This is a genomic window from Microbulbifer agarilyticus S89 (assembly GCF_000220505.1).
GTDB classification, from domain to species: Bacteria; Pseudomonadota; Gammaproteobacteria; order Pseudomonadales; family Cellvibrionaceae; genus Microbulbifer; species Microbulbifer agarilyticus_B.
Window position 1 is genome coordinate 141,486 of sequence record NZ_AFPJ01000028.1, and the last position, 25,580, is coordinate 167,065.

Sequence of the window (25,580 nt, forward strand, 5' to 3'; positions counted from 1 at the left end):
ATAGAATCCCGGCGAAATTGTTATGCGACGACATTGTTATGGGGATAGCCTAGTCAATATCGCGCGAATTCAAAGAGGTTTCCATTGATCAATCTGCAAGGGGTGTCGCTGCAAGTGGGCGGGCGCGACCTGCTCAACGACGCCAGCTGCCGCATCTTCCCCGGCCACAAGGTGGGCATCATCGGCGCCAATGGCTGTGGCAAGTCCACCCTGTTCAAGATGTTGCTCAAGCAGCAGGAGAGCGACGCGGGCAGTGTCGAAGTCCCAGCGGGCTGGGAAATTGCGCATATGGCCCAGGAGGTATCCGCCAGTGACCGCAGCGCCCTCGACTACGCACTGGACGGTGACCACCGCCTGCGCGAGCTACAACAGGAGCTGGAAGCCGCAGAGGCCGATGGCAGTGACGGCAAGCGCATCGGCGAGCTGCACGAGCGCATGGCCGCGATTGACGGCTACTCGGGCCCCGCGCGCGCCGCACAGCTACTGGATGGCCTGGGCTTCTCCCACGCGGATCAGCAGCGCCCGGTACAGAGCTTTTCTGGTGGCTGGCGTATTCGCTTGAACCTGGCGCGCGCGCTGATGTGCCCCGCGGACCTGTTGCTGCTCGACGAACCCACCAACCACCTGGACCTGGATGCCACCCTGTGGCTGGAGCAGTGGCTGCAGCGCTTCCCCGGCACCCTGCTGATCATCTCGCACGACCGGGATTTCCTGGATGCGGTGGTGGACGGCATTATCAGTTTTGAACAGCAGGATCTGGTGCTCTACAGCGGTAACTACACCGCATTTGAGCGGGCCCGCGCCGAGCGCCTGGCACAGCAGCAGATTCAATACGAGAAGCAGCAGGCCCAGCGCGCGCATATGGAAGATTTCGTGCGCCGCTTCCGGGCAAAGGCGACCAAGGCCAAGCAGGCGCAGAGCCGCCTGAAGGCACTCGACCGCATGGCCGAGATCGCCCCGGCGCATGTGGATTCACCCTTCCGCTTCCGCCTGCCGGCTTCCGAGAAGGTTTCCAATCCGCTGGTGGACCTGCGCGAGGCGGAAATCGGTTACCCGGGCAAAACCATTCTGCCGCGCGTGGAAATGGGCATTCAGCCCGGCCGACGCATCGGCCTGCTGGGCCCCAACGGCGCGGGCAAATCCTCGCTGATCAAAACCCTCGCCGGCGAGCTGCCGCTGCTCGGTGGCGAGCGCCAGTGCGGCGAGCACCTGAAGATTGGTTACTTTGCCCAGCATCAACTGGAAGCGCTGGATTCCAAAGCCTCACCCATTCTGCACGTGCAGCGGCTGTCGCCGGAGGCCAGCGAACAGGATCTGCGCGACTTTTTGGGCGGCTACGGTTTTATCGGCGACCGGGTATTCGAACCGGTGGGCGGTTTCTCCGGCGGTGAAAAAGCCCGCGTGGCACTGGCGCTGCTGGCGTGGCAGAAACCCAACCTGTTGCTGCTGGACGAACCGACCAACCACCTGGACCTGGAAATGCGCCATGCACTGACGCTGGCGCTGGCGGAGTTCCCGGGTGCGGTAATCCTGGTATCGCACGATCGCCACCTGCTGGCGAACACCACCGACGAATTTATTCTGGTGGCAGACGGCCGCGCCGAGCCCTTCGACGGCGACCTGGACGATTACAAACAGTGGTTGCTGGCATTCAAGCGTGAAGAGAAACGCCAGTCCGGCAGCGATACCCCGAGTGCGGACGGCAAGCCTGTTGAGGATAAGAAAGCCCAGCGGCGCGCGGCGGCGGCCCTGCGCGAGCAACTCAAGCCATTAACCAACAAGCTCAAAAGTATCGAGCAGAAGATGGCCAAGGCAGAAAAGGAAGTGCAGCGGCTGGAAGAGCAGCTCGCGGATGAAGATCTCTACAGTGGTGGCCGCCAGGATGAAATTACCCAGCTGACCAAAGCGCAGGGCGAGGCGCGGGAAAGCCTCGATGAACTGGAAATGGAGTGGCTGGAGGTTTCCGAGGCACTGGAGGCAGCGCGCTCCGGTAGTTAACGTGCCGCCCCGATACGATCCCTGCGCGGTTATTTAGACATTTCGTAGGGGTCGTAGCCTTCCCGCGGGCAGCCATCTTCATTGACTGCCATGCCCATGGGTGTATTCGGGCAGAGATCGAGATAGTCCGGCACGCCATCGCCGTCGGTGTCGATGGGGCATCCGCGAACATCCACATCGATACCCGGCGGTGTCTGCGGACATTCGTCGGCATCGTCATACACGCCGTCACCATCGCGATCGTAAATCGCCACCGGGTCCTCGCCCCACTGGTAGCCGATGGACATACTCACATAGGCGTCGAGGCCACTCTCCTCCACACCCTGGAAACCGCGCGCATCGCCGCGCACTTGCCAGCGCGGGTGCAGACGGTACTTCACACCCATGCCAAAGTTGACCATGGTCTGGCGGCGGTGCCAGTCAAACGGGTAGCCGTAGGTGTCCTCGTCGATACGCAACTCGCCAACACCCGCCACCACATAGGGCTGCCAGTCGTAGTTGCCGCAAAAGCGGCCAGCGAATTGATACAGCAGGTCGAGGTGATAATTCTGCACTTCGACGTCCTCAAACGTATCCTCTACGTTGACGCTGAAGTAGTTATACACACCTTCCAGAGCCCAGCGATCGGTAACGTTATAGCCAAAGCCAATACCGCCGCCAGCGCGGTCTTCCAGCTCAAAACCGAAGTAGGGAGTGCCGTCGAGGCGCTGGTCGTCAAACCAGTAATAGCCGCCGTTGAGATACAGGTTGAGGGTGCCTTCCGCATCGGATACAGCCTGGCCACTGGACAGGAGCAGGGCGCCGCCAAGTAGCAGCGTGCGCGGGAATTTGCGGGCGAGGGTGGGGCTTGTTGTCATTGTTGCTCCGGAGCATCCATTTACCGGTAGACACAAGATAGCACAGCGAACCGCGGCCCATTTCCCGCGCGGCTCGCCATGCTGTCGGTTTATTTTCTTTTGTACAGCAGGTCCCACACGCCGTGGCCAAGGCGCTCACCGCGACGCTCGAATTTAGTCTGCGGACGGAATTCCGGACGCGGGGCGTATTGCCCTTTGCCGGAGGTATTCTCCAGCAAGTCCTCGGCTTCGAGGACTTCAAGCATTTGCTCGGCGTAGTTTTCCCAGTCGGTCGCCATGTGCATCAGCGCGCCGGGCTTCAATTTACTGCACAGCAGTTTCACGAATTCGGGCTGCACAATACGGCGTTTGTTGTGCTTTTTCTTGTGCCACGGATCGGGAAAATACAGCTGGAAACGATCCAGGCTGGCGTCGGGAATACAGTCGTTTAGCACGTCGATGGCATCGGCCATATACACGCGCAGGTTTTTTACTTCGTCCTTACCGGCATTATTAATCAGACGACCGACACCCGGTGGGTGCACTTCGATGCCAATGAAGTGTTTGTCCTGCTCGGCCTTGGTCATTTCCAGCAAGGAATCACCCATGCCGAAACCGATCTCCAATACCACAGGGGCCTCGCCACCGAAAACCTCTGCCGGGTTGATTGCGCCATCGTAGAGAGACAGGCCAAACGTTCCCCAGTAGTTATCAAACGCGTTACGCTGACCTTCGGTCATACGCCCGCCACGGATAACGTAGCTACGGATGGATTTCTTTTTGAACTCGGTGCGGTAGGGAAACTCTTCTTCCTCACCCGCTTTTTCGTTATTTGGCTCTTCTTGCATCTTTGTTTGGTTACCTCTTTACCCCGGAGCACGATTCTTGGGTGCTTCGTAGCTTAGTTCTGGGCGGTCAAGCACCGGGTATAAGTTTTCAGAACCAGGCTAGGCGCCCCCCTGTGAACCCATCCATGGGCACTGCGGCGGCGACGTCCCTGTCGCCGACGCTTCTGAAAACGCATCCCCGGCCCTTGACCTTCGATTCGTAGTTTCTTACTTCGTATAACCTAGGGTGGCGACAAACAGGGCTACCCAGCCTCCGATCATCAGCGTGCCACCAAGTGGTGTGATTGGTCCGAGGATTCTCGGTCCACCAAAGGTCAGGCCGTAAAGGCTGCCTGAGAAAAATAAAATGCCAACCGCGAAAAGCGCGCCGCTCACAATCAGTGAGGTTTTTGCACCAATTTGCTGGATCAAAATAGCCACGGCAATCAGTGCCAGCGCGTGAATCATCTGATAGTGCACGCCCGTTTTGTAGGCTTCCAACAGATTTTCCGCGACCTTGTCACGCAGCCCATGAGCGCCAAAGGCGCCGAGCATAACGCCGGTGCCACCAAAAAATGCGGCTAGCAATAAATACAATTTAGCCATCAGGGTTTTCCTTTCCAATCGGCAATCGAAGTACAGGGGTCGCTGCAAAGGGGAGGTGCCGGGTGCTGTTTTTTGAAAGCGTCGGCGACAGGGACGTCGCCGCCGCAGCGCCCATGGATGGGTTCACAGCGGTTTCAAAAAGCAGCACCCGGTGCCTCCCCGCCACCAGGCTCGCTTTAAAACTGAATACCACTAAACCGAGCAACCCACATACGAAAAAACCGCGCCAGTAGCGCGGTTCTTTCATCCAGTTGGGTCAGAGCGCGGTTACGCTTCCATCGCCACCCGGACTTTCTTCATGGCGTTCTTTTCAAGCTGGCGAATACGCTCAGCGGAAACACCGTATTTATCGGCCAGCTCGTGCAAGGTCGCCTTGGACTCACTCAACCAGCGCGCTTCAATGATGTCGCGGCTGCGGTCGTCCAGCTGATCCATCGCAGCAGTCAGGTTGTTTACGCTGGTTTCCTGCCAGTTATCGTGCTCCAGCATGGTGGCCGGATCGTAACGACGGTCTTCCAGGTAGTGCGCCGGAGCTTGCCACGCGGAATCTTCGTCGTCATCCACACCCGCATCAAACGCCGCATCGTGCGCCGCCAAACGGCCTTCCATATCGTGTACATGCTGCACATCGACATTCAGCTCTTGCGCCACACGCTTGGCTTCGTCGTTGGTCAGCCACGCCAGCTTCTTCTTCTGGCCACGCAGGTTGAAGAACAGCTTGCGCTGCGCCTTGGTGGTCGCAATCTTAACGATGCGCCAGTTGCGCAGAATGAACTCGTGAATCTCCGCCTTGATCCAGTGCACCGCAAAGGACACCAGACGCACACCCTTCTCCGGGTTGAAACGCTTCACCGCCTTCATCAAGCCCACGTTACCTTCCTGAATCAGGTCGCCCTGGTTCAGACCGTAACCGGAGTAGGATTTGGCGATGTGCACAACAAAGCGCAAGTGAGACATAACCAACTGACGGGCTGCCTCGAGATTTTCGTGGTAGTAGAGGTCTTCCGCGAGTTTCTTTTCTTCCTCGGCGGAGAGTACCTCAAAGCCGCTCACTGTCTGGATGTAGGCGTTTAGATTGGCGCCCGGTGACAGTGTGTGAATCGGCTGTAAACTGGTTCCCATTCAGGATTCTCCTCGTATCGTATTGCCCCGCTTGGCACTTGCTGCCCGGACTGTTTCTTACCGGGACCAGTAGTTTGCGGCGGCTGCTCCGTTCGGCCCTGGACTGTTCAGCCTTTAAGCGGCACCGAGAGAGCAAAGTCGGCCACAGTGTAGCATTCGCAACGGGAAATGGAACCCCGTTGGCTGACGCCGGGCATCGCGCGCCAAGCCTTGAAATACGGGAGGTTAGAGCAGTTATCCACAGCAGAAGTTCCGGGGCGCGCCCGCGCTTTACCAATCTTTGTAGACTACCCGGTCAAACGACTCGAATGGTCGACGAGAGGAGCTGAGCGAGCGCTTGGATCGGACGTTAGCGCGGCTGAATCGCGGAGATATGTCGCGCCACTGCCAACCAGGCACCGGTCAGCCCGAGCAGGGCGGCGCCGCCGGCCAGACCGACCAGATAGGTAAACCCCGGGCCATCGAGGCGGAAGCCGCTGCCGTAGAGGTTCGCCAGCCCGCTGACCGGCCCCGCCAGCAGCCATACACCGCCACTCACCAGCAGCCAGGCAATCAGGCCGCCGACCAGGCCATACACCAGACCCGTGTACAGGAAGGGGCGGCGCACAAATGCATCTGTGGCGCCTACCAGTTTCACCACCAGGATTTCATCCCGGCGGTTTTCGATATGCAGGCGGATACTGTTTACCACCACCAGCAGCACCCCCAGCGCCAGCAATAGTGCCAGCCCCATGCTCATGCGCTGCCCCAGCTCGGTAAGCTGCGCCAGACGCTGCACCCAGGCCATATCCAGCACTACGGAATCTGTCATCGCATTGGCGCGCAGGCGTGTGGCCAACGCCTCCAGAGAGCTCGTATCAGAGCCGCGCGGGCGCACCAGCAGTACCGCTGGCAACGGATTGCTGTCCATACCCAGCAGCGCATCCCCGAGACCGGAGGACTGCTGGAACTCCGCGAGTGCCTGCTCCGGCGAAATGTACGTTACCCCGGCCACCAGTGGATCACCGCGCAAATCGTCGGCGAACGACTGCACCGCGCTCTCGCGGGCGCGTTTGTGCAGGAACACCGAGATCTGTGGCTGCCCATCCCAGGCGGCCACCGCCTTCTGGAAGTTAGTAAGCCCCAACTGCAGTGCGGCCGGCAGGGCCAGGGCAATGGCGATCACCAGTGCGGTCATGCCACTGGACATGGGGGAGGCAAAGAAACGCACCCAGGACTCGCGCCACATTTCGCGGTGGTGGTTGGTCCAGCTACTGAAGCGGTCGCCCACACCGGTGCGCGCGGTCACCGCACCCGCGGAGCGGCTGCGTTCGGGCGGATTGGCAGGGGGCTTAGTACGCTGGTTCACGGCTCGGGTATCCGTCATAGATCAACTGGCCTTGCTGCAGCGTCAGCACTCGCTGGCGCATGCGCGCAATCAATTCGAGGTCGTGGCTGGCGATCAGCACGGTGGTGCCCACCGCATTAAACTGCCGGAACAACCCCATGATTTCCTCGGACAGCTTCGGGTCCAGGTTACCGGTGGGCTCATCCGCCACCAGCAGGGCGGGCTTGTTCACCACCGCGCGGGCAATGCCCACGCGCTGCTGTTCACCGCCGGACAGCACGATGGGATTCTGTTTCTCTTTGTGTAGCAGGCCAACCTTGTCCAGCGCGGCGCGCGCGCGGCGGCCCACTTCGCGCCGGCTGCATCCGGAAACCGACAGCGGCAAGGCAACGTTGTCGAACACGCTGCGATCGAACAGCAACTGGTGGTTCTGGAAAACGATGCCGAGATTGCGGCGGTAATAGGGAATCTGGCTATTGCGCAGGCGATTCAGGTTCTGGCCACCAACGATGATGCTGCCACGGGTAGGGCGCTCGATGGCGGTGAGGAGTTTGAGCAAGGTGCTTTTGCCGGCACCAGAGTGGCCGGTCAGGAACACCATCTCGGCGCGATCAATCTCCAGACTGACGCGCCCCAGCGCATCCTGGCCGGACTCGTAGCGTTTGTTGACGTTATCAAACTGGATCATGAGCGCGTTTTTGTTGTTCTTAAATTCGGCGGTGGCACACTCTATTCGAACATACCCTACTCTGCGCGAAGGTACTGATACCGGGTACAACTTTCTGAGACCTTCCGCGAGAGGGACCTCGCGGAAGAGCCCCCAGGGATGGGTTCACGGCGTGTCTCAGAAAGTTGTACCCGGTAGCAGTACCGCCACCTAACTTCCCAAGTTCGTACCACGAACTCCAAAACAGTCTCTCGCAAATGCGGATTATCAGCCCTGAGCGCGATTAAACAGCGCCGCCACAAAGTCTTTGGCCACAAATGGCTGCAGGTCTTCGGCCTGCTCCCCCACGCCGATAAAGCGTACCGGAATCCCCAGCTTCTGTGCCAGCGCAAAAATCACCCCGCCCTTGGCGGTGCCATCGAGCTTGGTCAGTACCAGACCGCTGACCCCCGCAGAATCCTTGAAAGTCTCCGCCTGCGACAGCGCATTCTGGCCGGTACCCGCATCCAGCACCAGCAGCACTTCGTGTGGCGCGGCGCCGTCGAGCTTGCCCATCACACGGCGCACCTTGGAAAGCTCTTCCATCAGGTTCGACTTGTTGTGCAGGCGCCCGGCGGTATCGGCGATCACCACATCGACGCTGCGGGATTGCGCGGACTGTATCGCGTCAAAGATCACCGAGGCGCTATCCGCGCCGGTGTGCTGGGCCACAACCGGTACATTGTGGCGCTGCCCCCAAACCTGCAGCTGCTCCACTGCAGCGGCACGGAAGGTATCGCCGGCGGCGAGCATCACCGACTTGCCCTCATTCAGGTAGCGGTGGGCGAGCTTGCCGATGGTAGTGGTCTTACCCACACCATTCACGCCAACCACCAGAATCACAAATGGCTTTTTACTCTCGTCGATCGCCAGCGGCGCTTCGACCTTGTCCAGTAAGCCGGCCAGCTCTTCCTGCAGCGCCTTGTAAAGCGCCTCACCATCAGACAGCTCGCGACGGGAAACCCGCTCGGTGAGGCGGTCGATAATCTCGGTGGTAGCATCGACGCCCACGTCCGCCATCAGCAGCTGGGTCTCCAGCTCCTCCATCAGATCTTCATCGATTTCCTTGGCACCCAGGAACAGGTTGCCCATACCTTCGGCAAACTGGCTGCTGGTGCGCGACAGGCCGCGGCGAATGCGCGCGAAGAAGCCCTCTTTCTTGGGCTTTTCCTGTACCGGTTCCTGTACTGGCTCCTGTACTGGTTCGACAATCGGCTGCGGGGGTTCCTCCACCGGCACGGGCTCTGGCGCCTTATCTGCCACATCCGCGACCACGGCTGCGGCCGGGTCGAACCCGGACTCCGGGGCCTCTTCGGTGGAGAGATGCTCATCTTCCGTCTCTGCGGCTAACGCCGCAGCGGGCGCCTGCAGATTCTCCGGGATTACGAATTCCGCCTCTTCGCCGGCCGCTTCTTCGGCCACCTCCTCGGACAGAGGATGCTGGGACTCCGTGGGGGCTGCTGTATCCTCAGCGGCCTGGTCCTCGGACTTCTTTTTGCGCAGAAAATCAAAAATCATCGGGTGCGAATTCTTCGAAGGAGATAGGTGAAGGTCACTGCCACTGGCAGCCGGTCTTGGAAAGGCGCTAATCTTAGCACCGCTGACTGTTTAGCACACAGTGTGGCCCTGTCTAATTTACCGCTGTAGCAACTTCCCCGGACAACCGATGCCCAGAAACCGCCGCCCTCGGCCCAGTAAACCGTCTTCCGCCACACAAGCCCCGAGCCAGCTGCGTATCATCGGCGGGCGCTGGCGCGGGCGCAAAGTCGCTTTTGCGCCGATCGACGGGCTGCGCCCAACCGGTGACCGGCTGCGCGAGACCCTGTTCAACTGGTTGCAGTTCCATCTGCCCGCAGCGCGCTGCCTGGATCTGTTTGCCGGTTCCGGCGCATTGGGGCTTGAGGCCCTGAGCCGCGGCGCCGCACATGTGGACTTTATCGAACTCGACGGCGGCGCCGCACGCATCCTGCGCGAGCAGCTGAAGTTGCTGCAGGCGGAGGGTGGCGAGGTGCACAACTGCGCCGCGCAGGTGTTCGCCAGCCAGGGCGGCCCGGCCTACGACGTAGTGTTTGTCGACCCGCCCTTCGCCGGGGACCTGTGGGCAGACACCCTGAGCGCCCTCGTACAGAGCCAGCGGCTCGGCGATGGCACCCTGGTGTATGTGGAATCCCCGCGCGACACCGCGATTGGTGCGCCCGAGGGCTGGCAGCTGGAAAAAGAAAAGTATGCCGGACAGGTTTGTATGCGCCTGTTTCGGGTGTGACCGCAGAGCGTAAATTCGAGACGTGAATCCCCACTATTCACCCAGCGGCTAACGAATTTGCCGCGACCTTTTGAGAGCCGCGTCTAAATTGTTTAAGATGCGCGTCCCTTCTGGCCGGCAAGGCGAATTGGCTTATGAAAAAAGTGGTTTACCCGGGCACCTTTGACCCCATCACCAACGGTCATATGGACCTCGTTGAGCGGGCCTGCCGCCTGTTCGATCATGTGGTGGTCGCCGTTGCCGCCAGCACCCGCAAAAACCCGCTGTTCACCATGGAAGAGCGCGTGGAGCTGGCCCAAACCGAGCTGGCCCACCTGGATAACGTCGAAGTGATTGGCTTCGACATCCTGCTCGCCGACCTGGTGCGCCAGCTGGATGCCCACGGTGTAGTGCGCGGACTGCGCGCGGTCTCTGACTTTGAATACGAGTTTCAGCTGGCCAACATGAACCGCCAACTGGCGCCGCAAATGGAGAGCCTGTTCCTGACACCGGCGGAACACCTGTCTTACATCTCCTCGTCCCTGGTACGTGAGATCGCCTCCCTCGGTGGTGACGTCACCAAGTTCGTACCGCCCGGCGTGCAAAAGGCACTGCAAGAGAAATACAACCGCTAAGCGGTATCCGCCAACGCAACCTGGCCTACCAGTCTGATACACTCGGGCGATCCACATTTTTTCGGGTCGCCCAGTGAATCGTTTTTTCTCACGCTCCAACATCCTTTCCACGCCCCGGCTGCTGGCTACCAGCGCCGCGCTGTCTCTGCACCTTGTTGCCATGCCAGCGAGCGCCCAACAGTTGGCGCAACCGCAAGCACTTGCAGACGCAAATCAAGAAGTGCAGCCCGAAATCGCCACCGGGCGCACCGAGATCAAATCCGCTGTCGCCAGCGACTTTATGGCGGTCACCGCCAATCCTCACGCCTCCGCAGCGGCGGAGCAGATCCTCGCCAAGGGCGGTACCGCGGTGGACGCGGCGATCACCGCGCAGCTGGTACTGGGGCTGGTGGAACCGCAGTCCTCCGGTATTGGCGGTGGCGCCTTTATGCTGAGCTACCGCGCCGATGACAAGCAGCTGAGTGGTTATGACGGTCGCGAAACTGCGCCGCAAGCCGTGGATGAAAACTATTTCATGCACGACGGCAAACCCATGAGCTTTATCAAGGCAGTGATCGGCGGTTATTCCGTGGGTGTGCCCGGTGTCATGCGCATGATGGAGCTCGCGCACAAACGCGACGGCAAACTGCCCTGGGCGGAGCTGTTCCAACCGGCGATTGCACTGGCAGAAAATGGTTTCGCGATTTCCCCACGCCTGTACAAGCTGGCGGAGCGCCTGCCGATGGTGGCCGCGCGCCCAGCCATCACTGCCTACCTGTTTGCTGAAGATGGCAAGCCATTGCCGGTGGGCCATATCCTGAAAAACCCCGAATATGCGGCCACTCTCAAGGAGCTCGCCGAACAGGGCAGCAAGCCGTTTTATGAGGGCGACATTGCCCGGGCGATTGTCGATGCAGTGCGCAACGACCCGGAAAACCCGGGCGTGATGACACTCGCTGATATGGCCAGCTATACCGCGAAGGTGCGCACGCCCGTGTGCGCTGAGTTTTACGAATATAAGGTATGTGGTGCCTCGGCGCCGTCCTCCGGCGGGACCACGGTGGGCGCCATCCTGGGCATGCTGCAGCACACACCGGTGCAGCAGTTTGATGTGGGCAGCGCGGAGCTTACTCATCTGTTTATCGAAGCGTCAGAGCTGGCATTCGCCGACCGCAACACCTACGCCGCCGACAGCGATTTTGTGGAGGTGCCCACTGACGCACTGGTGGCACCGCAGTATCTTGCGCAGCGTGCCAAGTTGATCAACCTGGAAAAAGCGATGCCTGCGCGCTCCGGTGTTCCAAACACCTTCCCGAAAAAACGCCTGGAAGCACAGTCACCGGAGATGCCCAACACCAGCCACCTGTCTATCGTCGATCAGTACGGCAATGCAGTGAGTATGACCTCCAGTATCGAGACGGGCTTCGGCTCGCGCTTGCTGGTGAGAGGGTTCTTGCTGAACAACCAACTGACCGACTTCTCCTTTGTGCCGCACAATGCCAATAAAGAATTGGTGGCCAATCGTATTCAGGCCGGCAAGCGTCCGCGCTCTTCCATGTCGCCCACCATCGTTTTCAATCGTGACGGCAGCCTGCGTCTGATCATCGGTTCGCCCGGTGGTTCGCGCATTATCAATTACACCGCACGCTCGATTCTCTATCACCTGAGCAAGGGCATGCCCATTGCCGAGGCCATCGCCGCCGGCAATATCGGGGCGATAGGTTATCGCGTGGAAGTGGAGCCGGATGCACTGAGTGATGACGAACTACAAAAGCTCGAGGCAATGGGTCACAAGGTTGTGCGCAGAGAATTGAACAGCGGCATCCACGGTATTGCACTCAAGCATGGCAAGCTCCATGGCGGCGCCGATACTCGTCGCGAGGGCAGTGCGGTCGGGCAATGATCGTCAGCCACGCGACAGGGGAGTAACAATGACAAATCCGTGGTCCTTATTGATGATTGCTGGCCTGTTGGAAGTGGGCTGGGCTATCGGCCTCAAGTACACCCAGGGCTTCAGCAAGCCCATACCCAGCGTGCTCACCGTGATTGCGATGATCGCGAGCTTTTATTTTCTGTCGCAGGCATTGAAGACAATTCCGGTGGGTACCGGATACGCCGTATGGACCGGTATTGGCGCGGTGGGTACCGCCATCCTTGGCATCATTCTGTTTGCCGAATCCACCGCTTTGCCGCGTCTGCTATGTATCGGCCTGATCGTTGCGGGTATTGCCGGGCTCAAGCTGGTTTCACCGGCCTGAGTTATTTGCCCGGGATCCACAGATAGTCGGTCGGGTCATCCGGGCAGGGGCCCAGGCCGCATTCCAGCAGCGTCGCAACGAACATAACCAGCAGGATCACCAGAAAACTGTATATCCCGAGGTTACCCAACCAGCCGGGGCTGCGCGGAGTATCAGCCGCGTCCGTCTGCTTCATCCCATCCAGCAGTAATAAGCCACCGAGATACAGGGCCAGCAAAAAGAACGCGATCAGCGCCCAGGTATAAAAGTGCAACCCCAGAAACGGCATGCCGTAGCCAGCGTCACCGGGAGCGATATGCAACAGCACCTGACGCGCGGAAGAAACCATGCCGGCGAGCGCCGATAGTATCGCTATGCCGTAATGCGCCGGGCGGCTGCCGAAGCACACATTTAGCATCAGACCGACCCCCACCATGGTAAATGCCACCCGCTGCAGCAGACACAGGGGGCAGGGCAGGTCGTGGAAAATAATTTGCCAGAGGAACGCGAACCAGAGCACGCCACTCACCCCGACCAGAGCGAGGGCATTAAGGCAGTCGGTCCAGCGGCGCAGGCCGAAAAGTTGGTGAATCACAGCTTACCTCTCATAAGTATGAGCGGGCCTAAATAGCCGATGCAGGTTTCATCCCGATGGGGGCAACAGGAGACTCAAAGGGAAATCTTCAGGGGGGTGGTCATATGGTAGAAACACCAGGCGACATAGATGACGGCAGTAACAGCCCACCACCCCATCGCCGTCGCCCGCCGCCCGCGCCAGGCAAACCAGGCGGAGATGAGCACCGTAAAAAAGGGCAACACAATAATCATGGATTTGACCCTGATTGGAACATCGGGCTCAACATTAGGGTGACGACGATACAAATCCAACAATGATGCTTGCACGCTAATTGGCGCGCAATTCTCTTGCCTGAATCGATTACAGGTGTAATCTACAAGAAATTACATTTGTAATCGGTCGAGCAATGAGTGAAATCAGCGACAAAGAGTTTGAAGTGTTGGAAGCCATCTGGAATGGAGCGCCAGTGAGCGCGAAGGAGGTGGTACAGCGCCTGAATGCGCAGGGCTCTTGGCACGAAAAAACCGTGAAAACCTTATTAGGGCGCTTGGTGAAAAAAGGTGCTCTAGATTTTCAGCGCGATGGGCGCAGCTATCTGTATACCCCACGCCTGACCCGCTCGGAGTACGTCCAGAAGAAAAGTACCGGCCTGGTCGAACGCATGTTCAACGGGAACATTGGCGCACTGGTAGCCGGCTTCGCTAATTCGCGCAAACTGCAACAACGCGATATCGAAGAGCTCAAAGCGTTTATTGACCAGTGGGAGCGGGAAAATGACTGATCACCTATCGCTTTTGCACTGGCTGGCAATGTTTTTCTTGATCGTTATGTGGTGCGCCGAAAAAAGCGCGGTGCGTTGGACAGGTTATCGGCTGCTGTATCAGCTATACGCACTGTTACCGGTGACGTTTTTTGCTGCCCTCGCCATTCAGATTTCCAGCTCAAGTATTGATATACCCGAGGCGTTTACATACTTCGCTGCAACCGCGTCTGATTCCGCGGCCGCACTGCAAGCCAGCAACGCTGCTCCACTGCTGTGGCTATGGAGCACGGGGGTCGCATTGGGACTTGCTCTCCTGCTCAAGCAATGGTGGTCGCTCGCGAAACTTGAGGGTGTTCAGCGGGAACTACACGGGATGCGGGTTTTCATCACAGATGCCGTGGACGGCCCATGCCTCAAGGGGGTTCTTGCACCGGTCATCCTGTTACCCAAGCAGTACCAGCGCACCTTCAACAAACGGCAGCTTGCCTGGATCGTCGCGCACGAAGGCGTGCACGCAAGACGGTTCGACAATCTTTGGAATGTCATCGCCCTCGGCTTGCTTACCGTGTTTTGGTTTAACCCGCTTATCTGGTGGGGCTACCGTCGCTTCCGCTTGATCCAAGAGGTCTCATGCGATGAAGCCGTGCTGGCACGACGTCCTCGCAGCGACTCTATCGCTTACGCGAAAACACTGCTGCTTGCATCAACGCATGCACTGCAAAACACCCCCAAGACGCAACTGTGTACTCACTATGGAGAGAAGGAAATGATGAAAAAACGGATGCAAAGTATCAAATCAGCTGGGCCAATTCACCGCGGGCTACAGCGGATACTACTGTGCGCAGTGCTGTGTATCAGTGGCGCACTCAGTGTGATGGCCGCAAGCGACTCAGTAGAAACAGGCAGCGGTCCTGGTCGTGCTACCACAACCGTTCAGCCTGAGTACCCGGCTGCCGCAATCGAGGCAAAGGTAGAGGCGGATGTCATCCTGGAGTTTGAAGTTAACGCTGATGCAGGACGCCCCATCAACATTCGGGTAGTAAGCAATACCGCGCCGGAAGAATATAGCGAGGCATTTAATACAGCCACCATTACCATGCTGGAGCAGTGGCGCTACAAGCCTAGTGGAAAGCTGCAGCGCAACGTACGCACGCTCACCCGATATCGCATTGACGATGACGAGTAGGGCTTTCAGCAGTCAGCGCTGACAGCGCGGGCAGAAGAAGGTGTTGCGCTGGCCGATGATCTGCTCGCGAATGGTACCTGGGCAGCGCCGACAGGGCTCCCCGGTGCGGCCGTAGACATTCAGCTGCTGGGCGAAATAGCCCGGCTTGCCGTCACCACCGACGAAGTCCCTGAGCGTGGTCCCACCCTGCTGGATGGCGAAGGCCAGCACCTCCTTGATCGCTGCCACCAAACGTTCGTAGCGGGCGCGGGAGATTTTGCCGGCCGGGGTTTGCGGGCGGATGCCGGCCATGAACAGGGCTTCGGAGGCGTAGATGTTGCCCACGCCAACGACGATGCGACCGTCCATGATAAATGTCTTTACCGGCGCCTTGCGACCGCGAGAGGCGTTGAACAGATAGTCCGCGTGAAAGTCGTCGCTGAGGGGTTCGGGCCCCAGATGGGCGATTAGCTCGTGGCCGGCAATGTCGTCGGTGGTCCACAGCAGGGCACCGAAGCGACGCGGGTCGTGGAAGCGCAATCGCTGACCGCTGTCGAGCAACCAGTCGATATGGTCGTGCTTTTGCGGTGGCTCACCGCCTTCCACAATACGCAGGCTTCCGGACATACCCAGGTGCCAGATGGCGAGCCCCTTGTCGGTCTCCACCAGCAGGTACTTGGCGCGACGATCCAGACGCTGAATACGCGCGCCGCGGATTTTCTCGGCAAAGTCGGCATCCACCGGCCAGCGCAGGCTGTGCTGGCGAATTTCGCACTGCTTTACCTTGCGACCCTCCAGGTGGGGCGCCAAACCGCGTTTGGTGGTTTCTACTTCTGGGAGTTCTGGCATCTTCGGGTTTCCGGGCAGCCACTCGTTGGGTTTCGTGGCGGTCACGAGGCTGGCCATCAGTTACGGGACACGCCATGAACCCATCCCTAGGGGCTTGGCTGCGGCCGCCCTGGCCGCAGACGGTCGCAACTGAAGACCAGCCCCGCGACCTGCAATTTTTACATTGTCACTTTGAACAGGCACAAAAAAGCCCGGAGAACCGGGCTTTTTCGCGAACAGTCAGGCAATCAATTACTTGATTTTGCCTTCCTTGTACATCACATGCTTACGAGCAACGGGATCGTATTTTTTGATCTCCATTTTCTCAGGCATGGTGCGCTTGTTCTTGTCAGTGGTGTAGAAGTGGCCGGTGCCGGCGCTGGAATTCAGGCGAATCTTGTCACGCATTGCTCTATCTCCAATCTGCTATTAAGCAGCTATTAAACTTTTTCGCCGCGCTTGCGCAGCTCTGCCAGTACAGTATCGATACCTTTCTTATCGATAATGCGCATACCTTTGGTAGAAACACGCAGTTTAACGAAGCGCTTCTCTGCTTCCACCCAGAAACGGTGGGACTGCAGGTTCGGCACGAAGCGACGCTTGGTGCGGTTTTTGGCGTGAGAAACGTTGTTTCCGGTTACCGGGCGCTTACCGGTTACCTGACATACCTTGGACATCTGATTGGCCTCTTAAAAACTCTCGTGCCCTCAGCGCAAGGCGGGGCAAGTGCAAAATTCGTTATCCAGCGGACCGCGGGATCTGTACAGAATCTGGCCCGGCCGCAAAGAGCGGCGTTTTATACCAGAACCCCCTAGGTGGGGCAAGTTTTAACCAGCTTTTTTGCTGTCCGGGCAGCCACTTTGGGTCAATGGCGCCAATACCAGCTTCTCTGTGTTGGAGTGAGTATATCGGCCTGGCGAGCAGGCCGGGTATTGGGTGCGGCTTTTCAGGATCGTCGGCAACAGGGATGTTGCCGACGAAGCGTACAGGGACGTATTCACAGCGGTCCTGAAAAGCCGCACCCAGTATCCGGCCGCCACGGATATTCGATACCAAGCTCAGTAGGCCTCAGAGCAATCCACGCTCCGCAAAAGAACACCCGGCTCCTTCACCAACAATCAGATGGTCCAACACCCGGATATCCACCAACGCCAGGGCGTCCTTAAGCCGCCCGGTAATATGGATGTCCGCCTGACTGGGCTCACTTACGCCAGACGGGTGATTGTGGGCAAGAATTACCGCAGCGGCGCCCCTGGCCAGCGCTGCCTGCACCACCTCGCGCGGATAGACGCTGGCGGCGTTCAGGGTTCCCTCAAACAGCTCATCGAAGGCAATCACCCGATGCTGACTATCCAGAAAAAGGCAGCAGAACACCTCGCGGGTGCGATGGCGCAATTGCGCGGATAGATAGTCACGCACCGCCTGTGGACTGGTGAGCGCATCCGTACGCCGCAGATCCTCCGCCAGATGACGCCTTCCCATCTCCAGCACCGCCTGCAACTGCACAAACTTCGCATCACCCAGGCCCTTGCCCGCGCAGAAGGCCTTACGCTCCGCCTCCAGTAACGGCCGCAGCCCGCCGAAGTCGTTCAGCAGCTGCCGCGCAAGATCCACCGCCGACACCCCCGGCAAACCGGTGCGCAGAAAGATCGCCAGCAGCTCCGCATCCGACAGCGCCGCCGCACCCCTGGCCAGTAATTTCTCCCGCGGCCGCTCCGCCGCCGGCCAGTCGGTAATCGCCATTTCCCCTCCCTGGGTCAACGCCCAAAACAATAAGTAAATGCTCGCTTCCCCTGCGAGCCCGCGATAGCGACCTCGTGACCATATGGTCCACGGCACTAAAATGGTAATCTTACGTGTTCCCAGCGTTTCGGAAACCCAGAATATGCCCTCACTGGCCGACAAACGGATACTCCTTGGCGTCTCCGGCGGCATCGCCGCCTATAAAAGCGCCGACCTGGTACGCAGGCTTCAGGACCGCGGAGCCACCGTGCGCGTGGTGATGACTGCCGGTGCACAGGAATTTGTGCGCCCGCTGACGTTTCAGGCGCTGTCGGGCAACCCGGTGCACACGCACCTGTTGGATCCGGCCGCCGAAGCGGCCATGGGGCACATTGAGCTGGCCAAGTGGGCAGAGGTCATTTTGATTGCGCCGGCCAGCGCCAGTGTTATGGCGCGGCTCGCAGCCGGCATGGCCGACGACCTGCTGACCACCCTGTGTCTGGCAACCGAAGCACCCGTGGTACTGGCACCAGCCATGAACCAGGCCATGTGGCGCCACCCCGCCACCCTGGCCAACGCCGAACTCCTGCAAAGCCGCGGCGTCACCCTGCTGGGCCCGGATGCCGGCAGCCAGGCCTGTGGCGATGTGGGCCCCGGACGCATGCTGGAGCCACTGGATATTGTTGACGGGTTAGTGAATTTCCTTGCGCCCGCGCAAACACTCGCTGGCAAGAAGGTAACCATCACCGCCGGGCCCACGCGCGAAGCACTGGACCCGGTACGCTACCTGAGCAATCACAGCTCCGGGAAAATGGGGTTCGCCATTGCTGCAGCCGCGGCGCGCGCCGGCGCCGAGGTAACTCTGATCGCCGGCCCGGTGCGGCTGGCAACCCCCGCGGGCGTGACCCGTGTGGACGTGGTGAGCACCGACGACATGCTCGCCGCTGCCGAGCAAGCGGCGGATGACAGCGACCTGTTTATTGCCGCCGCCGCGGTGGTGGACTTCCGCCCGGCGATTGTGGCGGAACAGAAGATCAAAAAAGAAGATGGCAATGACAGCGACGTACTGAGCCTGGTGAAAAACCCGGATATCGTCGCCACTATCGCCGCACGCAAGGATAAGCGCCCGTTTGTGGTGGGCTTTGCCGCAGAAACCGAGAAGGTCATTGAGCATGCCCGAGGCAAGCTCGCGCGAAAGAATCTCGACATGATCGTGGCAAACGATGTGAGTGATCCTGAAGGCGGATTCAATAGCGACCGCAATCAGGTAGTCATCATCGACAACGCCGGCGAGACACCGCTGCCGGCCGCACTCAAAACTGAATTGGCAGCAGAGCTGATAAAGCACATTGCCGCGCGTGCATTTGCGGACGCATAAAAAGAATTACATAAAAGAATAACTACACAGCAACACACGGCCGTACCACATAGTTAGCAGGCGCGGCCAAACAAGATTCAGAATAACTGAACCGGTCTGGGGGCTGGTCTGGAAAGACTAGGAGACTGAAAAGTCGTGGCGGTAAAAGCACAAACAGAAAACAAACCTCTGTGGCACAGCGGGCTGACTTTGCCTGCGTTGCTCGCGGCCGTCGTCTGGTTTGGCGGCGCGCACCTGCTGAACACCAACGTGTTGCAGGCGCACAACGCAGCAAGCGTGCGTGAGGCAGCGCAACTAAAAGCAAAAGGCTATGCCGAACAGCTGCAGGGGTTTTTCAGCCAGCGTCAGCAGCAGTTGACCAAGCTGAATCCAGAGCAAAAGTCTTCTACGCGAATCGGCACCAGCGCAATTCCGCAGGGGGCGGTGCAGTACTTCACCGCTGCCGAGCTGTATGCAGGTGCCGGCAATCCTCCGCTGAATTTCGCCCAGGTAGATCTGCTCAAGCGCAGCCAGCAGGATGGCCAGCAAAAACCCGAGTTTCTGCGTGGCAACGACAACCAGTGGCAACTGTTTAGCGCACAACCAGAGCAGGGGGGCGCGCTACTGATCGCTCAGCCATTCGGTGTATTTGAGCGTGCACTCGCGGAACTGGATACCTCATCCGGCAATATTCGCGTGGCTCAGCAGTTCCCCGACGGACCCGCGAGCCCACTGTGGAGCTCCCCGGCACAACCCAGCGGGGGAGAGTCGGTATCGGCCCCGGTTGCCGGCAGCTACCTAAAGGTCTCGCTAACCCCTTCGCTTAGTTTTGCCGCAGCAAACAGTATTTCCCCGGTGTGGGCATTTGCCCTGGCCGCGTTTGGTTTTGCCGCAAGCCTGTTTGGATTGTGGAAAATGCTCCCTGCCGACGGCGGTGCCGCGCCCTGGGAGCAGGGTGGACGCAGCAAGAAAAAGGGCCCCTCACAAAAAGGCCTGCGCAAAGAGGATCTCGACGCACCCAAGCCGGCAAAAGCCAGCGCCACCACGGTAATGGCCCAAGGGCCTGCGCCGAGCGCACCCACGGTCGAAGAAGCTTCTGCGCGCGACCTGATGCGCACGCCGAGCACAGAAATTCCGGCGCACGTGTTCCGCGCCTACGATATCCGCGGGATTGCCGGCGAAGAAATTAACGAGCCGTTTGCGTACCAGCTGGGCCGCGCACTGGGCACCATTGCCCTGCAGGCCGGACAGAAGCTCTTGCTGGTGGGCCGCGATGGCCGTAACAGCAGTGAGCTGCTGAGGGACTGCCTGATCGAAGGGATTCTAGAAAGTGGCTGTAATGCAGTAGACCTCGGCCTGGTGCCTTCCCCGGTGCTGTATTTTGCCTGCGCCAAGGGCAAGAACGCCAACAGCGGCGTGATGGTCACCGCGAGCCACAATCCCGCAGAGTTCAATGGCTTCAAGATTGTGATGAATGGCCGCCCCTTGGCGGACGCCAAGCTGCAGGATTTGCGCGTACTGATGGTCTCCGGCCAATTCGCCACCGGTGAAGCCAGCAACAGCCAGCAGGATATCCGCGAGACCTATATCGACGAAATCTTTAATGATGTCGCGCTCGCCGGCCAGCCACACGTCGTGATTGATGCGGGCAATGGTGCCACCTCCGAACTGGCTCCCGAACTGTTTGAACAGCTGGGCTGCGCCGTCGATACCCTGTATTGCGAGGTGGATGGCAACTTCCCCAACCACGCCCCGGACCCATCGCGCCCGGAAAATCTGCAGGACCTGATTACCACGGTAAAAGGCGAGGGCGCCGACGTGGGCATCGCACTCGATGGCGATGGCGACCGTGTCACCCTGGTGACTTCAACTGGCCGTATCGTATGGGCAGACCAATTGGTGATGCTGCTGGCGCGCGATGTGCTCGCGCGCAACCCGGGCTCGGATATCGTATTCGACGTGAAGAGTTCGCGCGCGCTGGCCGACCTGGTCACCCAGTATGGTGGCCGCCCGGTAATGTGGAAAACCGGCCACGCACCGATGAAGACTAAGATGCTAGAAACCGAGGCACTGCTTGGAGGCGAGCTGTCGGGGCATATCTTTATCAAGGACCGCTGGTACGGTTTTGATGACGGCATTTATGCCGCCGCGCGTATTCTGGAGATCATGGCCCTGCGCGAGCAGAGCCTCGACGACCTGATCGATTCACTGCCACAGATGGTCAATACCCCGGAAATATTGCTGCCGGTGGCGGAGGCCGACAAGTTTGCGCTGATCGAACGCCTGCGCAACGAAGCCACCTTTGGCCAGGCGGACCTGAATACCATCGACGGCCTGCGCATTGAGTTTGCGGATGGCTGGGGACTGGTGCGCGCCTCCAATACGACCGCGGCACTAACCCTGCGCTTCGAAGCCGACGACGAAGCCGCGCTCGCGCGCATTCGCGAGCAGGTCGCACAGCAACTTCAAAAAATTGATCCCGCCCTGGTACTGCCTTAAGTACCAGCGGGTTCCCCACAGCAGTAAGGAAAACGCTATGTCTCTGGATCAGAAATCTGCCCTGCGCGTCGCCCAGGTTCTCAATGAGGCGCTGCCCTATATTCAGCGCTTTATTGGCAAGACCGTGGTGGTCAAGTTTGGTGGCAACGCCATGGTAGACGAAGAGCTGCAGAACAGCTTCGCCCGCGACGTGATCCTGATGAAACTGGTGGGCATGAACCCGGTGGTGGTGCACGGTGGTGGTCCGCAGATCGGCGACCTGCTCAACAAGCTCAGCATCGAATCGCGCTTTGTCGATGGTATGCGCGTTACCGACAGTGAAACCATGGATGTGGTGGAAATGGTGCTGGGCGGTACGGTGAACAAACAGATCGTAAACCTGATCAATAAAAACGGTGGCCGCGCGGTGGGCGTTACCGGCAAGGATGGCTTATTGATCCGCGCGAAAAAACTGACCCGCGACAGCGGCACCACGGAAGACGCTGCCGGCCTACACGCTTCCGAAATCATCGACATCGGCCACGTAGGTGAGGTGGAGAGTGTCGACACCGATGTGATCGATATGCTGATCAACAGTGACTTTATCCCGGTGATTGCGCCGATTGGTGTGGGCAAGGGTGGCGAGTCCTACAACATCAATGCCGACCTGGTTGCAGGCAAGATCGCCGAATACCTGAAAGCGGAAAAACTGATGCTGCTCACCAATGTGGCGGGACTGCAGGACAAGCAGGGCGAGGTGCTTACCGGCCTTTCCACCCTGGAAGTGGACGGGCTGATTGCCGATGGCACCATCTATGGCGGCATGCTGCCGAAAATTGCCTGTGCACTGGATGCGGTGAAGGCGGGCGTGACCTCCGCGCACATTATCGATGGGCGCGTACCTCATGCGGTGCTGCTGGAGATCTTCACCGACACCGGCGTTGGCACCCTGATCACCAACGCCGATTTAAGCGTCGCATAGGCGAAAAATTGCGCAACCACTGGCGTGATCCGGTTCACATAACCAGTGTTAACGGTCACTAACAATTGATGCCTTGGCGCCGAATCGTTACGATTCTGGCGCCGGCCTACTGGCTTCCAGCGAATAAAACTTTTCTTAAAAAGTCGCGGGCTTCTGACACCCCAACACGCTGCCAAGCCAGGCAAACAACACAATATCGGCACAACAACAAAATCAGATCCCGGCTGAATACTCCGGGCAAAGGCAGTTCATGAGCAGCGAAAAAATCAATCGGCGCCAGCAAATCCTGCAAGCGCTGGCGCATATGCTGGAAGCCAGCCCCGGTGCCCGCATTACCACGGCGGCACTGGCCAAAGAGGTGGGGTTCTCCGAGGCGGCGCTGTATCGCCACTTCCCCAGCAAATCCAAAATGTTCGAAGGCCTCATCGAGTTTATCGAAGAGACTATCTTCAGCCGCATCAAGATCATTATGCAGGACGAGCCCAACGCGCTCGCCCGCTGCCAGAAAATCCTGCACCTGCTGCTGGCCTTTTGTGAACGCAATCCGGGTATCACCCGCCTGCTTACTGGCGATGCGCTTACCGGGGAAACCGAGCGCCTGCACGGACGCATCCTGCAGCTGTTCGACCGCCTGGAAACCCAGCTCAAGCAAATTCTGCGCGAGGCGGAATTACGCGAGCAACTGCGCCCCGCCATTCCACTGACCGCGGCCGCCAACCTGCTGCTGGCCAGCGCCGAGGGCCGCATCGTGCAGTACGTGCGCAGTGGCTTCAAACGCAAGCCTACCGAACACTGGACAGAGCAATGGCCGGTACTGGTAGCAGGGTTTTTCCGGGAAAGTGCGCTGACTGCGCAGGGGTGATGGGCTAAGGCCCGGGCGGGCAGCCGGCTTATTTGCCGGCTATTTCCCGGTAGCGGCTTTTGGCCAGATCAAACTCACTGTTGATGGAAACCGCCTCTTTGGTGCGCAGGGACAGGCGCTGGTTCACCACCTCTACCTCTTTGCGCAGGTTGCCGATGCGCTCCATCTGCTCGGCAGAGACGGTACCGCCATTGCGCTGGATACGCGCTGCGGCAGACTCTTCGTTTTTAATCTGACGGTTGAGTGAGCTGATATTGGAGCGCAGGATTGCCACGTCCTGCTGCACGATGGCGAGCTTGCGTTTGCGCGCTGATTCAATATCCGCGACGCTGTTGTAGCGCTTGAGCAGGGCCAGGTCAGCGGCCAGCTGCGCCTCGCGGCGCTTCTTCTCCGCCAGCTCCGGCCCGGTCAGCTCGGGCTCCACCACCTCGAGCACGCGCCCTGATACGGTGAGGACCTCATAGCCGCCCGCCACATAACGAGGAGGCACGACATCGTCCAGCACCTGCACGCCGTGTTCGTTGGTATAGCGGTACAGCTTCTTGCCATCCCACCCCGTGTCTGCAGCTCCGACATCCATTGTCAGAAGAGCACCGGCAAGTGCCAGCGCAGTTGCGATTTTCACGCCTGCCTCGTTTTATCGTTGAAATCGTTCAATATTTGACCAGCTGCGCATTTCCTTCTGCGCCACTGTTAACCCTAATAGTTTTGCTGCCGACTTGTCTTTAGCCCCATAGGGTTAAATACGTAATCTTTAGTGCCTAACCCTCAGCGGACACGCCATATTTCTGGCGATAGTCGATGATGCGCTGTAACAGCTCGTCACCGGCAGCCTCAGACTTAAGATAGGTAATAATATCGTCTAGTTCTACAATGCCGATCACAGGAATGCTGTATTCCTGTTCAACCTGCTGGATTGCGGACTGGTCGGAATCATCGCTGGCCTTTTCCTGACGGTTCAGGCCGATCACGACACCGGCGGGTGCCGCGCCATGATCATCGATGATCTGCATCACCTCACGCACAGCAGTACCTGCCGTAATCACATCGTCAATAATCAAAACCTTGCCTTTAAGCGGCGCACCCACTAAGGTGCCGCCCTCGCCGTGGGCCTTGGCTTCTTTCCGATTGTAACAGAAGGGTTTATCGATACCTTTCTGTGCCAGCGCGACCGCGGTCACCGCACCCAGCGGGATGCCCTTGTAGGCCGGCCCGAATATGACATCAAACTCCACACCCGAGGCAATGATCGCCTCCGCGTAGGCGTTGCCCAAAGCGGCAAGCGCTGCACCGCTGTGGAAACGGCCGGCATTAAAAAAGTAGGGACTCTGGCGACCGGATTTCAGCGTAAAATCTCCGAAACAGAGCACATCGTGCTCCAGGGCCAGTTGTATAAAGTCTCGCTGGTACTGCTGCATGGCAATTTGATAACTATTGGCTAAGGTGAAGGAAGGTCCCCAAGGAACGGGGTACGGCAATCATAGAATGTTCAGACAAATAACGACTGCAATTTTACACAGTCCGCTGGTAAGGGGCTAATAATGCGAATAGTGAGTTTGTCCGTGGATGGAGTGCACCAGGCTGCACAACGCGGGCTATATGATTGGCTGGCAGATCAGGACGCAGACATTATCTGTCTGCAGGATCTACGCTCACTGGAGCCGGAACTGGATCACCCCATCTTCCATCCGGACGGTTACTACAGCTACTTCTTCGATTCCGGCACCCCGCATGAGAACGGGGTAGCGATCTACACCCGCGCGCAACCAAAAGCCCTGATTTATGGCATGGGGTTCGCCAATGGCGTAGACATGTACGGCCGCTACTTGCAGGCCGACTTTGAGCGCTTGAGCGTTGGCTCGCTGCTGGCCCCGGTGGCGACTGATGAAGCATCACTGGAAACAAAAGTACAGTTTTTTGACGACATGCAGGCACACCTGGCTAAAATTAGCCGGAAACGCCGCGACTTTATTTTCTGCGGAAACTGGGGCATGGCACACCGCCGCGCCGACGTGCAAAACTGGCAGGATCACCAGGACACCCCCGGGTTTATGCGTCACGAACAGCGCTGGCTGGATCAGCTGTTCAACGATATCGGCTATATCGATGCCTTCCGCCGCGTGGTGAAAGACGCGGACGAGTTTACCTGGTGGCCCAGTGGTGAAGTGGGCAAGGGTGACGGCTGGCGGACCGATATGCAGATCGTGTCGCAAACCCTGAAGAACAAGATCGAGTACGGCGCCATCAACAAAAACGTCAAGTTCTCCAGCCACCTGCCGGTGATCATGGACTATGATCTCGAAGTCTGACGCCTCACGCGCGCCGCGCTGC

Annotated in this window: 28 protein-coding genes; 12 read left to right on the forward strand and 16 right to left on the reverse strand. The window is 59.0% G+C overall.

What is annotated here, in order from left to right; translation table 11 throughout:
- The first annotated feature begins 84 nt into the window (after positions 1–84).
- Positions 85–1,998, forward strand: coding sequence for an ABC-F family ATP-binding cassette domain-containing protein (locus tag AS89_RS0108300; RefSeq protein ID WP_010132059.1), 1,914 nt, complete (start codon positions 85–87; stop codon positions 1,996–1,998).
- 29 nt (positions 1,999–2,027) lie between these two features.
- On the opposite strand, the gene AS89_RS0108305 is transcribed toward AS89_RS0108300, so the two are convergent.
- The 8 genes from AS89_RS0108305 to ftsY all read right to left on the reverse strand — a co-directional run bounded on the left by AS89_RS0108305 (position 2,028) and on the right by ftsY (position 8,634).
- A complete protein-coding gene (locus AS89_RS0108305; RefSeq protein ID WP_010132060.1) occupies positions 2,028–2,855 on the reverse strand; it encodes an outer membrane beta-barrel protein in 828 nt (275 codons plus the stop codon).
- Between the two features lie 89 nt (positions 2,856–2,944).
- The gene (gene trmB / locus AS89_RS0108310) at positions 2,945–3,682 is read right to left on the reverse strand and encodes a tRNA (guanosine(46)-N7)-methyltransferase TrmB (protein ID WP_010132061.1); all 738 of its coding nucleotides are present in this window, start codon (positions 3,680–3,682) and stop codon (positions 2,945–2,947) included.
- A 207-nt stretch (positions 3,683–3,889) separates the two neighbouring features.
- Positions 3,890–4,267, reverse strand: a complete 378-nt coding sequence (locus AS89_RS0108315) for a DUF423 domain-containing protein (protein ID WP_010132062.1) — start codon at positions 4,265–4,267, stop codon at positions 3,890–3,892.
- Positions 4,260–4,514 carry a hypothetical protein gene (locus tag AS89_RS0108320; RefSeq protein WP_029249895.1) on the reverse strand — a complete coding sequence of 85 codons (255 nt, stop codon included), beginning with the start codon at positions 4,512–4,514 and terminating at the stop codon, positions 4,260–4,262. Before AS89_RS0108320 ends, AS89_RS0108315 begins: the two co-directional genes overlap by 8 nt.
- A 20-nt stretch (positions 4,515–4,534) precedes the next feature.
- Complete coding sequence (gene rpoH, locus AS89_RS0108325; RefSeq protein ID WP_010132063.1) at positions 4,535–5,389, reverse strand: RNA polymerase sigma factor RpoH; 855 nt, start codon at positions 5,387–5,389, stop codon at positions 4,535–4,537.
- Positions 5,390–5,738: 349 nt separating this feature from the next.
- Positions 5,739–6,737 carry a permease-like cell division protein FtsX gene (gene ftsX / locus AS89_RS0108330; protein WP_010132064.1) on the reverse strand — a complete coding sequence of 333 codons (999 nt, stop codon included), beginning with the start codon at positions 6,735–6,737 and terminating at the stop codon, positions 5,739–5,741.
- Positions 6,721–7,404, reverse strand: a complete 684-nt coding sequence (gene ftsE / locus AS89_RS0108335; protein ID WP_010132065.1) for a cell division ATP-binding protein FtsE — start codon at positions 7,402–7,404, stop codon at positions 6,721–6,723. The genes ftsX and ftsE overlap by 17 nt, the downstream gene beginning before the upstream one ends.
- Positions 7,405–7,650: 246 nt before the next feature.
- A complete protein-coding gene (gene ftsY / locus AS89_RS0108340; RefSeq protein ID WP_237709656.1) occupies positions 7,651–8,634 on the reverse strand; it encodes a signal recognition particle-docking protein FtsY in 984 nt (327 codons plus the stop codon).
- A gap of 454 nt (positions 8,635–9,088) precedes the next feature.
- Here ftsY and rsmD point away from each other — a divergent pair, with 454 nt between their 5' ends.
- The 4 genes from rsmD (at position 9,089) to sugE (ending at position 12,536) form a co-directional block, all read left to right on the forward strand.
- Positions 9,089–9,685, forward strand: a complete 597-nt coding sequence (gene rsmD / locus AS89_RS0108345) for a 16S rRNA (guanine(966)-N(2))-methyltransferase RsmD (protein WP_010132067.1) — start codon at positions 9,089–9,091, stop codon at positions 9,683–9,685.
- A gap of 134 nt (positions 9,686–9,819) precedes the next feature.
- The gene (coaD, locus tag AS89_RS0108350) at positions 9,820–10,299 is read left to right on the forward strand and encodes a pantetheine-phosphate adenylyltransferase (RefSeq protein WP_010132068.1); all 480 of its coding nucleotides are present in this window, start codon (positions 9,820–9,822) and stop codon (positions 10,297–10,299) included.
- 73 nt (positions 10,300–10,372) lie between these two features.
- On the forward strand, positions 10,373–12,181 hold the full coding sequence (gene ggt, locus AS89_RS0108355) for a gamma-glutamyltransferase (protein ID WP_010132069.1): 1,809 nt from the start codon (positions 10,373–10,375) through the stop codon (positions 12,179–12,181).
- A 28-nt stretch (positions 12,182–12,209) separates the two neighbouring features.
- Positions 12,210–12,536: a quaternary ammonium compound efflux SMR transporter SugE gene (gene sugE / locus AS89_RS0108360; RefSeq protein ID WP_010132070.1), complete on the forward strand. Its 327-nt coding sequence runs from the start codon at positions 12,210–12,212 to the stop codon at positions 12,534–12,536.
- Position 12,537: 1 nt separating this feature from the next.
- On the opposite strand, the gene AS89_RS0108365 is transcribed toward sugE, so the two are convergent.
- Together AS89_RS0108365 and AS89_RS18775 are read right to left on the reverse strand one after the other, a co-directional pair.
- Complete coding sequence (locus tag AS89_RS0108365; protein WP_010132072.1) at positions 12,538–13,110, reverse strand: disulfide bond formation protein B; 573 nt, start codon at positions 13,108–13,110, stop codon at positions 12,538–12,540.
- 74 nt (positions 13,111–13,184) lie between these two features.
- A complete protein-coding gene (locus AS89_RS18775) occupies positions 13,185–13,343 on the reverse strand; it encodes a DUF5993 family protein (RefSeq protein WP_010132074.1) in 159 nt (52 codons plus the stop codon).
- A 155-nt stretch (positions 13,344–13,498) separates the two neighbouring features.
- On the opposite strand from AS89_RS18775, the gene AS89_RS0108375 reads away from it, so the two are divergent.
- Together AS89_RS0108375 and AS89_RS0108380 are read left to right on the forward strand one after the other, a co-directional pair.
- On the forward strand, positions 13,499–13,873 hold the full coding sequence (locus tag AS89_RS0108375) for a BlaI/MecI/CopY family transcriptional regulator (protein ID WP_010132075.1): 375 nt from the start codon (positions 13,499–13,501) through the stop codon (positions 13,871–13,873).
- Complete coding sequence (locus AS89_RS0108380) at positions 13,866–15,041, forward strand: M56 family metallopeptidase (RefSeq protein WP_010132076.1); 1,176 nt, start codon at positions 13,866–13,868, stop codon at positions 15,039–15,041. The genes AS89_RS0108375 and AS89_RS0108380 overlap by 8 nt, the downstream gene beginning before the upstream one ends.
- 12 nt (positions 15,042–15,053) lie before the next feature.
- Here AS89_RS0108380 and mutM read toward each other — a convergent pair whose 3' ends face one another.
- From mutM to radC, 4 genes are all read right to left on the reverse strand, one after another.
- The gene (gene mutM / locus AS89_RS0108385; RefSeq protein WP_029249897.1) at positions 15,054–15,869 is read right to left on the reverse strand and encodes a bifunctional DNA-formamidopyrimidine glycosylase/DNA-(apurinic or apyrimidinic site) lyase; all 816 of its coding nucleotides are present in this window, start codon (positions 15,867–15,869) and stop codon (positions 15,054–15,056) included.
- A 231-nt stretch (positions 15,870–16,100) separates the two neighbouring features.
- A complete protein-coding gene (gene rpmG, locus AS89_RS0108390) occupies positions 16,101–16,256 on the reverse strand; it encodes a 50S ribosomal protein L33 (RefSeq protein WP_010132079.1) in 156 nt (51 codons plus the stop codon).
- A gap of 32 nt (positions 16,257–16,288) precedes the next feature.
- Positions 16,289–16,525 carry a 50S ribosomal protein L28 gene (rpmB, locus tag AS89_RS0108395; protein ID WP_010132080.1) on the reverse strand — a complete coding sequence of 79 codons (237 nt, stop codon included), beginning with the start codon at positions 16,523–16,525 and terminating at the stop codon, positions 16,289–16,291.
- A 391-nt stretch (positions 16,526–16,916) separates the two neighbouring features.
- Positions 16,917–17,591 carry a RadC family protein gene (gene radC, locus AS89_RS0108400; protein WP_010132081.1) on the reverse strand — a complete coding sequence of 225 codons (675 nt, stop codon included), beginning with the start codon at positions 17,589–17,591 and terminating at the stop codon, positions 16,917–16,919.
- A gap of 142 nt (positions 17,592–17,733) precedes the next feature.
- Here radC and coaBC point away from each other — a divergent pair, with 142 nt between their 5' ends.
- The 4 genes from coaBC to slmA all read left to right on the forward strand — a co-directional run bounded on the left by coaBC (position 17,734) and on the right by slmA (position 23,249).
- The gene (gene coaBC / locus AS89_RS0108405; RefSeq protein WP_010132082.1) at positions 17,734–18,948 is read left to right on the forward strand and encodes a bifunctional phosphopantothenoylcysteine decarboxylase/phosphopantothenate--cysteine ligase CoaBC; all 1,215 of its coding nucleotides are present in this window, start codon (positions 17,734–17,736) and stop codon (positions 18,946–18,948) included.
- 135 nt (positions 18,949–19,083) lie between these two features.
- Positions 19,084–21,426: a phosphomannomutase/phosphoglucomutase gene (locus AS89_RS18955; protein ID WP_010132083.1), complete on the forward strand. Its 2,343-nt coding sequence runs from the start codon at positions 19,084–19,086 to the stop codon at positions 21,424–21,426.
- A 37-nt stretch (positions 21,427–21,463) separates the two neighbouring features.
- On the forward strand, positions 21,464–22,387 hold the full coding sequence (gene argB, locus AS89_RS0108415; RefSeq protein WP_010132084.1) for an acetylglutamate kinase: 924 nt from the start codon (positions 21,464–21,466) through the stop codon (positions 22,385–22,387).
- A gap of 250 nt (positions 22,388–22,637) precedes the next feature.
- A complete protein-coding gene (slmA, locus tag AS89_RS0108420) occupies positions 22,638–23,249 on the forward strand; it encodes a nucleoid occlusion factor SlmA (RefSeq protein ID WP_010132085.1) in 612 nt (203 codons plus the stop codon).
- Between the two features lie 28 nt (positions 23,250–23,277).
- Here slmA and AS89_RS0108425 read toward each other — a convergent pair whose 3' ends face one another.
- On the reverse strand, positions 23,278–23,874 hold the full coding sequence (locus AS89_RS0108425; protein WP_010132087.1) for a hypothetical protein: 597 nt from the start codon (positions 23,872–23,874) through the stop codon (positions 23,278–23,280).
- 136 nt (positions 23,875–24,010) lie between these two features.
- Entirely contained in the window at positions 24,011–24,667 is a 657-nt protein-coding gene (pyrE, locus tag AS89_RS0108430; protein WP_010132088.1) for an orotate phosphoribosyltransferase, read from the reverse strand.
- Between the two features lie 123 nt (positions 24,668–24,790).
- Between pyrE and AS89_RS0108435 the strand changes: the two genes are divergently transcribed.
- Positions 24,791–25,558: an exodeoxyribonuclease III gene (locus AS89_RS0108435; protein ID WP_029249898.1), complete on the forward strand. Its 768-nt coding sequence runs from the start codon at positions 24,791–24,793 to the stop codon at positions 25,556–25,558.
- Positions 25,559–25,580 lie beyond the last annotated feature (22 nt).

Excerpts from the sequence above, each read along its gene's own strand:
- coaD (WP_010132068.1), top strand. The coding sequence starts at position 9,820 with ATGAAAAAAGTGGTTTACCCGGGCACCTTTGACCCCATCACCAACGGT.
- argB (WP_010132084.1), top strand. The coding sequence starts at position 21,464 with ATGTCTCTGGATCAGAAATCTGCCCTGCGCGTCGCCCAGGTTCTCAAT.
- AS89_RS0108435 (WP_029249898.1), top strand. The coding sequence starts at position 24,791 with ATGCGAATAGTGAGTTTGTCCGTGGATGGAGTGCACCAGGCTGCACAA.
- rpmG (WP_010132079.1), bottom strand. The coding sequence starts at position 16,256 with ATGCGTGACAAGATTCGCCTGAATTCCAGCGCCGGCACCGGCCACTTC.
- coaBC (WP_010132082.1), top strand. The coding sequence starts at position 17,734 with ATGCCCTCACTGGCCGACAAACGGATACTCCTTGGCGTCTCCGGCGGC.
- slmA (WP_010132085.1), top strand. The coding sequence starts at position 22,638 with ATGAGCAGCGAAAAAATCAATCGGCGCCAGCAAATCCTGCAAGCGCTG.
- mutM (WP_029249897.1), bottom strand. The coding sequence starts at position 15,869 with ATGCCAGAACTCCCAGAAGTAGAAACCACCAAACGCGGTTTGGCGCCC.
- ftsE (WP_010132065.1), bottom strand. The coding sequence starts at position 7,404 with ATGATCCAGTTTGATAACGTCAACAAACGCTACGAGTCCGGCCAGGAT.
- AS89_RS0108375 (WP_010132075.1), top strand. The coding sequence starts at position 13,499 with ATGAGTGAAATCAGCGACAAAGAGTTTGAAGTGTTGGAAGCCATCTGG.
- sugE (WP_010132070.1), top strand. The coding sequence starts at position 12,210 with ATGACAAATCCGTGGTCCTTATTGATGATTGCTGGCCTGTTGGAAGTG.
- rpoH (WP_010132063.1), bottom strand. The coding sequence starts at position 5,389 with ATGGGAACCAGTTTACAGCCGATTCACACACTGTCACCGGGCGCCAAT.
- pyrE (WP_010132088.1), bottom strand. The coding sequence starts at position 24,667 with ATGCAGCAGTACCAGCGAGACTTTATACAACTGGCCCTGGAGCACGAT.
- rsmD (WP_010132067.1), top strand. The coding sequence starts at position 9,089 with ATGCCCAGAAACCGCCGCCCTCGGCCCAGTAAACCGTCTTCCGCCACA.
- AS89_RS0108305 (WP_010132060.1), bottom strand. The coding sequence starts at position 2,855 with ATGACAACAAGCCCCACCCTCGCCCGCAAATTCCCGCGCACGCTGCTA.
- AS89_RS0108315 (WP_010132062.1), bottom strand. The coding sequence starts at position 4,267 with ATGGCTAAATTGTATTTATTGCTAGCCGCATTTTTTGGTGGCACCGGC.
- radC (WP_010132081.1), bottom strand. The coding sequence starts at position 17,591 with ATGGCGATTACCGACTGGCCGGCGGCGGAGCGGCCGCGGGAGAAATTA.
- AS89_RS18775 (WP_010132074.1), bottom strand. The coding sequence starts at position 13,343 with ATGATTATTGTGTTGCCCTTTTTTACGGTGCTCATCTCCGCCTGGTTT.
- rpmB (WP_010132080.1), bottom strand. The coding sequence starts at position 16,525 with ATGTCCAAGGTATGTCAGGTAACCGGTAAGCGCCCGGTAACCGGAAAC.
- AS89_RS0108320 (WP_029249895.1), bottom strand. The coding sequence starts at position 4,514 with ATGAAAGAACCGCGCTACTGGCGCGGTTTTTTCGTATGTGGGTTGCTC.
- AS89_RS0108380 (WP_010132076.1), top strand. The coding sequence starts at position 13,866 with ATGACTGATCACCTATCGCTTTTGCACTGGCTGGCAATGTTTTTCTTG.
- trmB (WP_010132061.1), bottom strand. The coding sequence starts at position 3,682 with ATGCAAGAAGAGCCAAATAACGAAAAAGCGGGTGAGGAAGAAGAGTTT.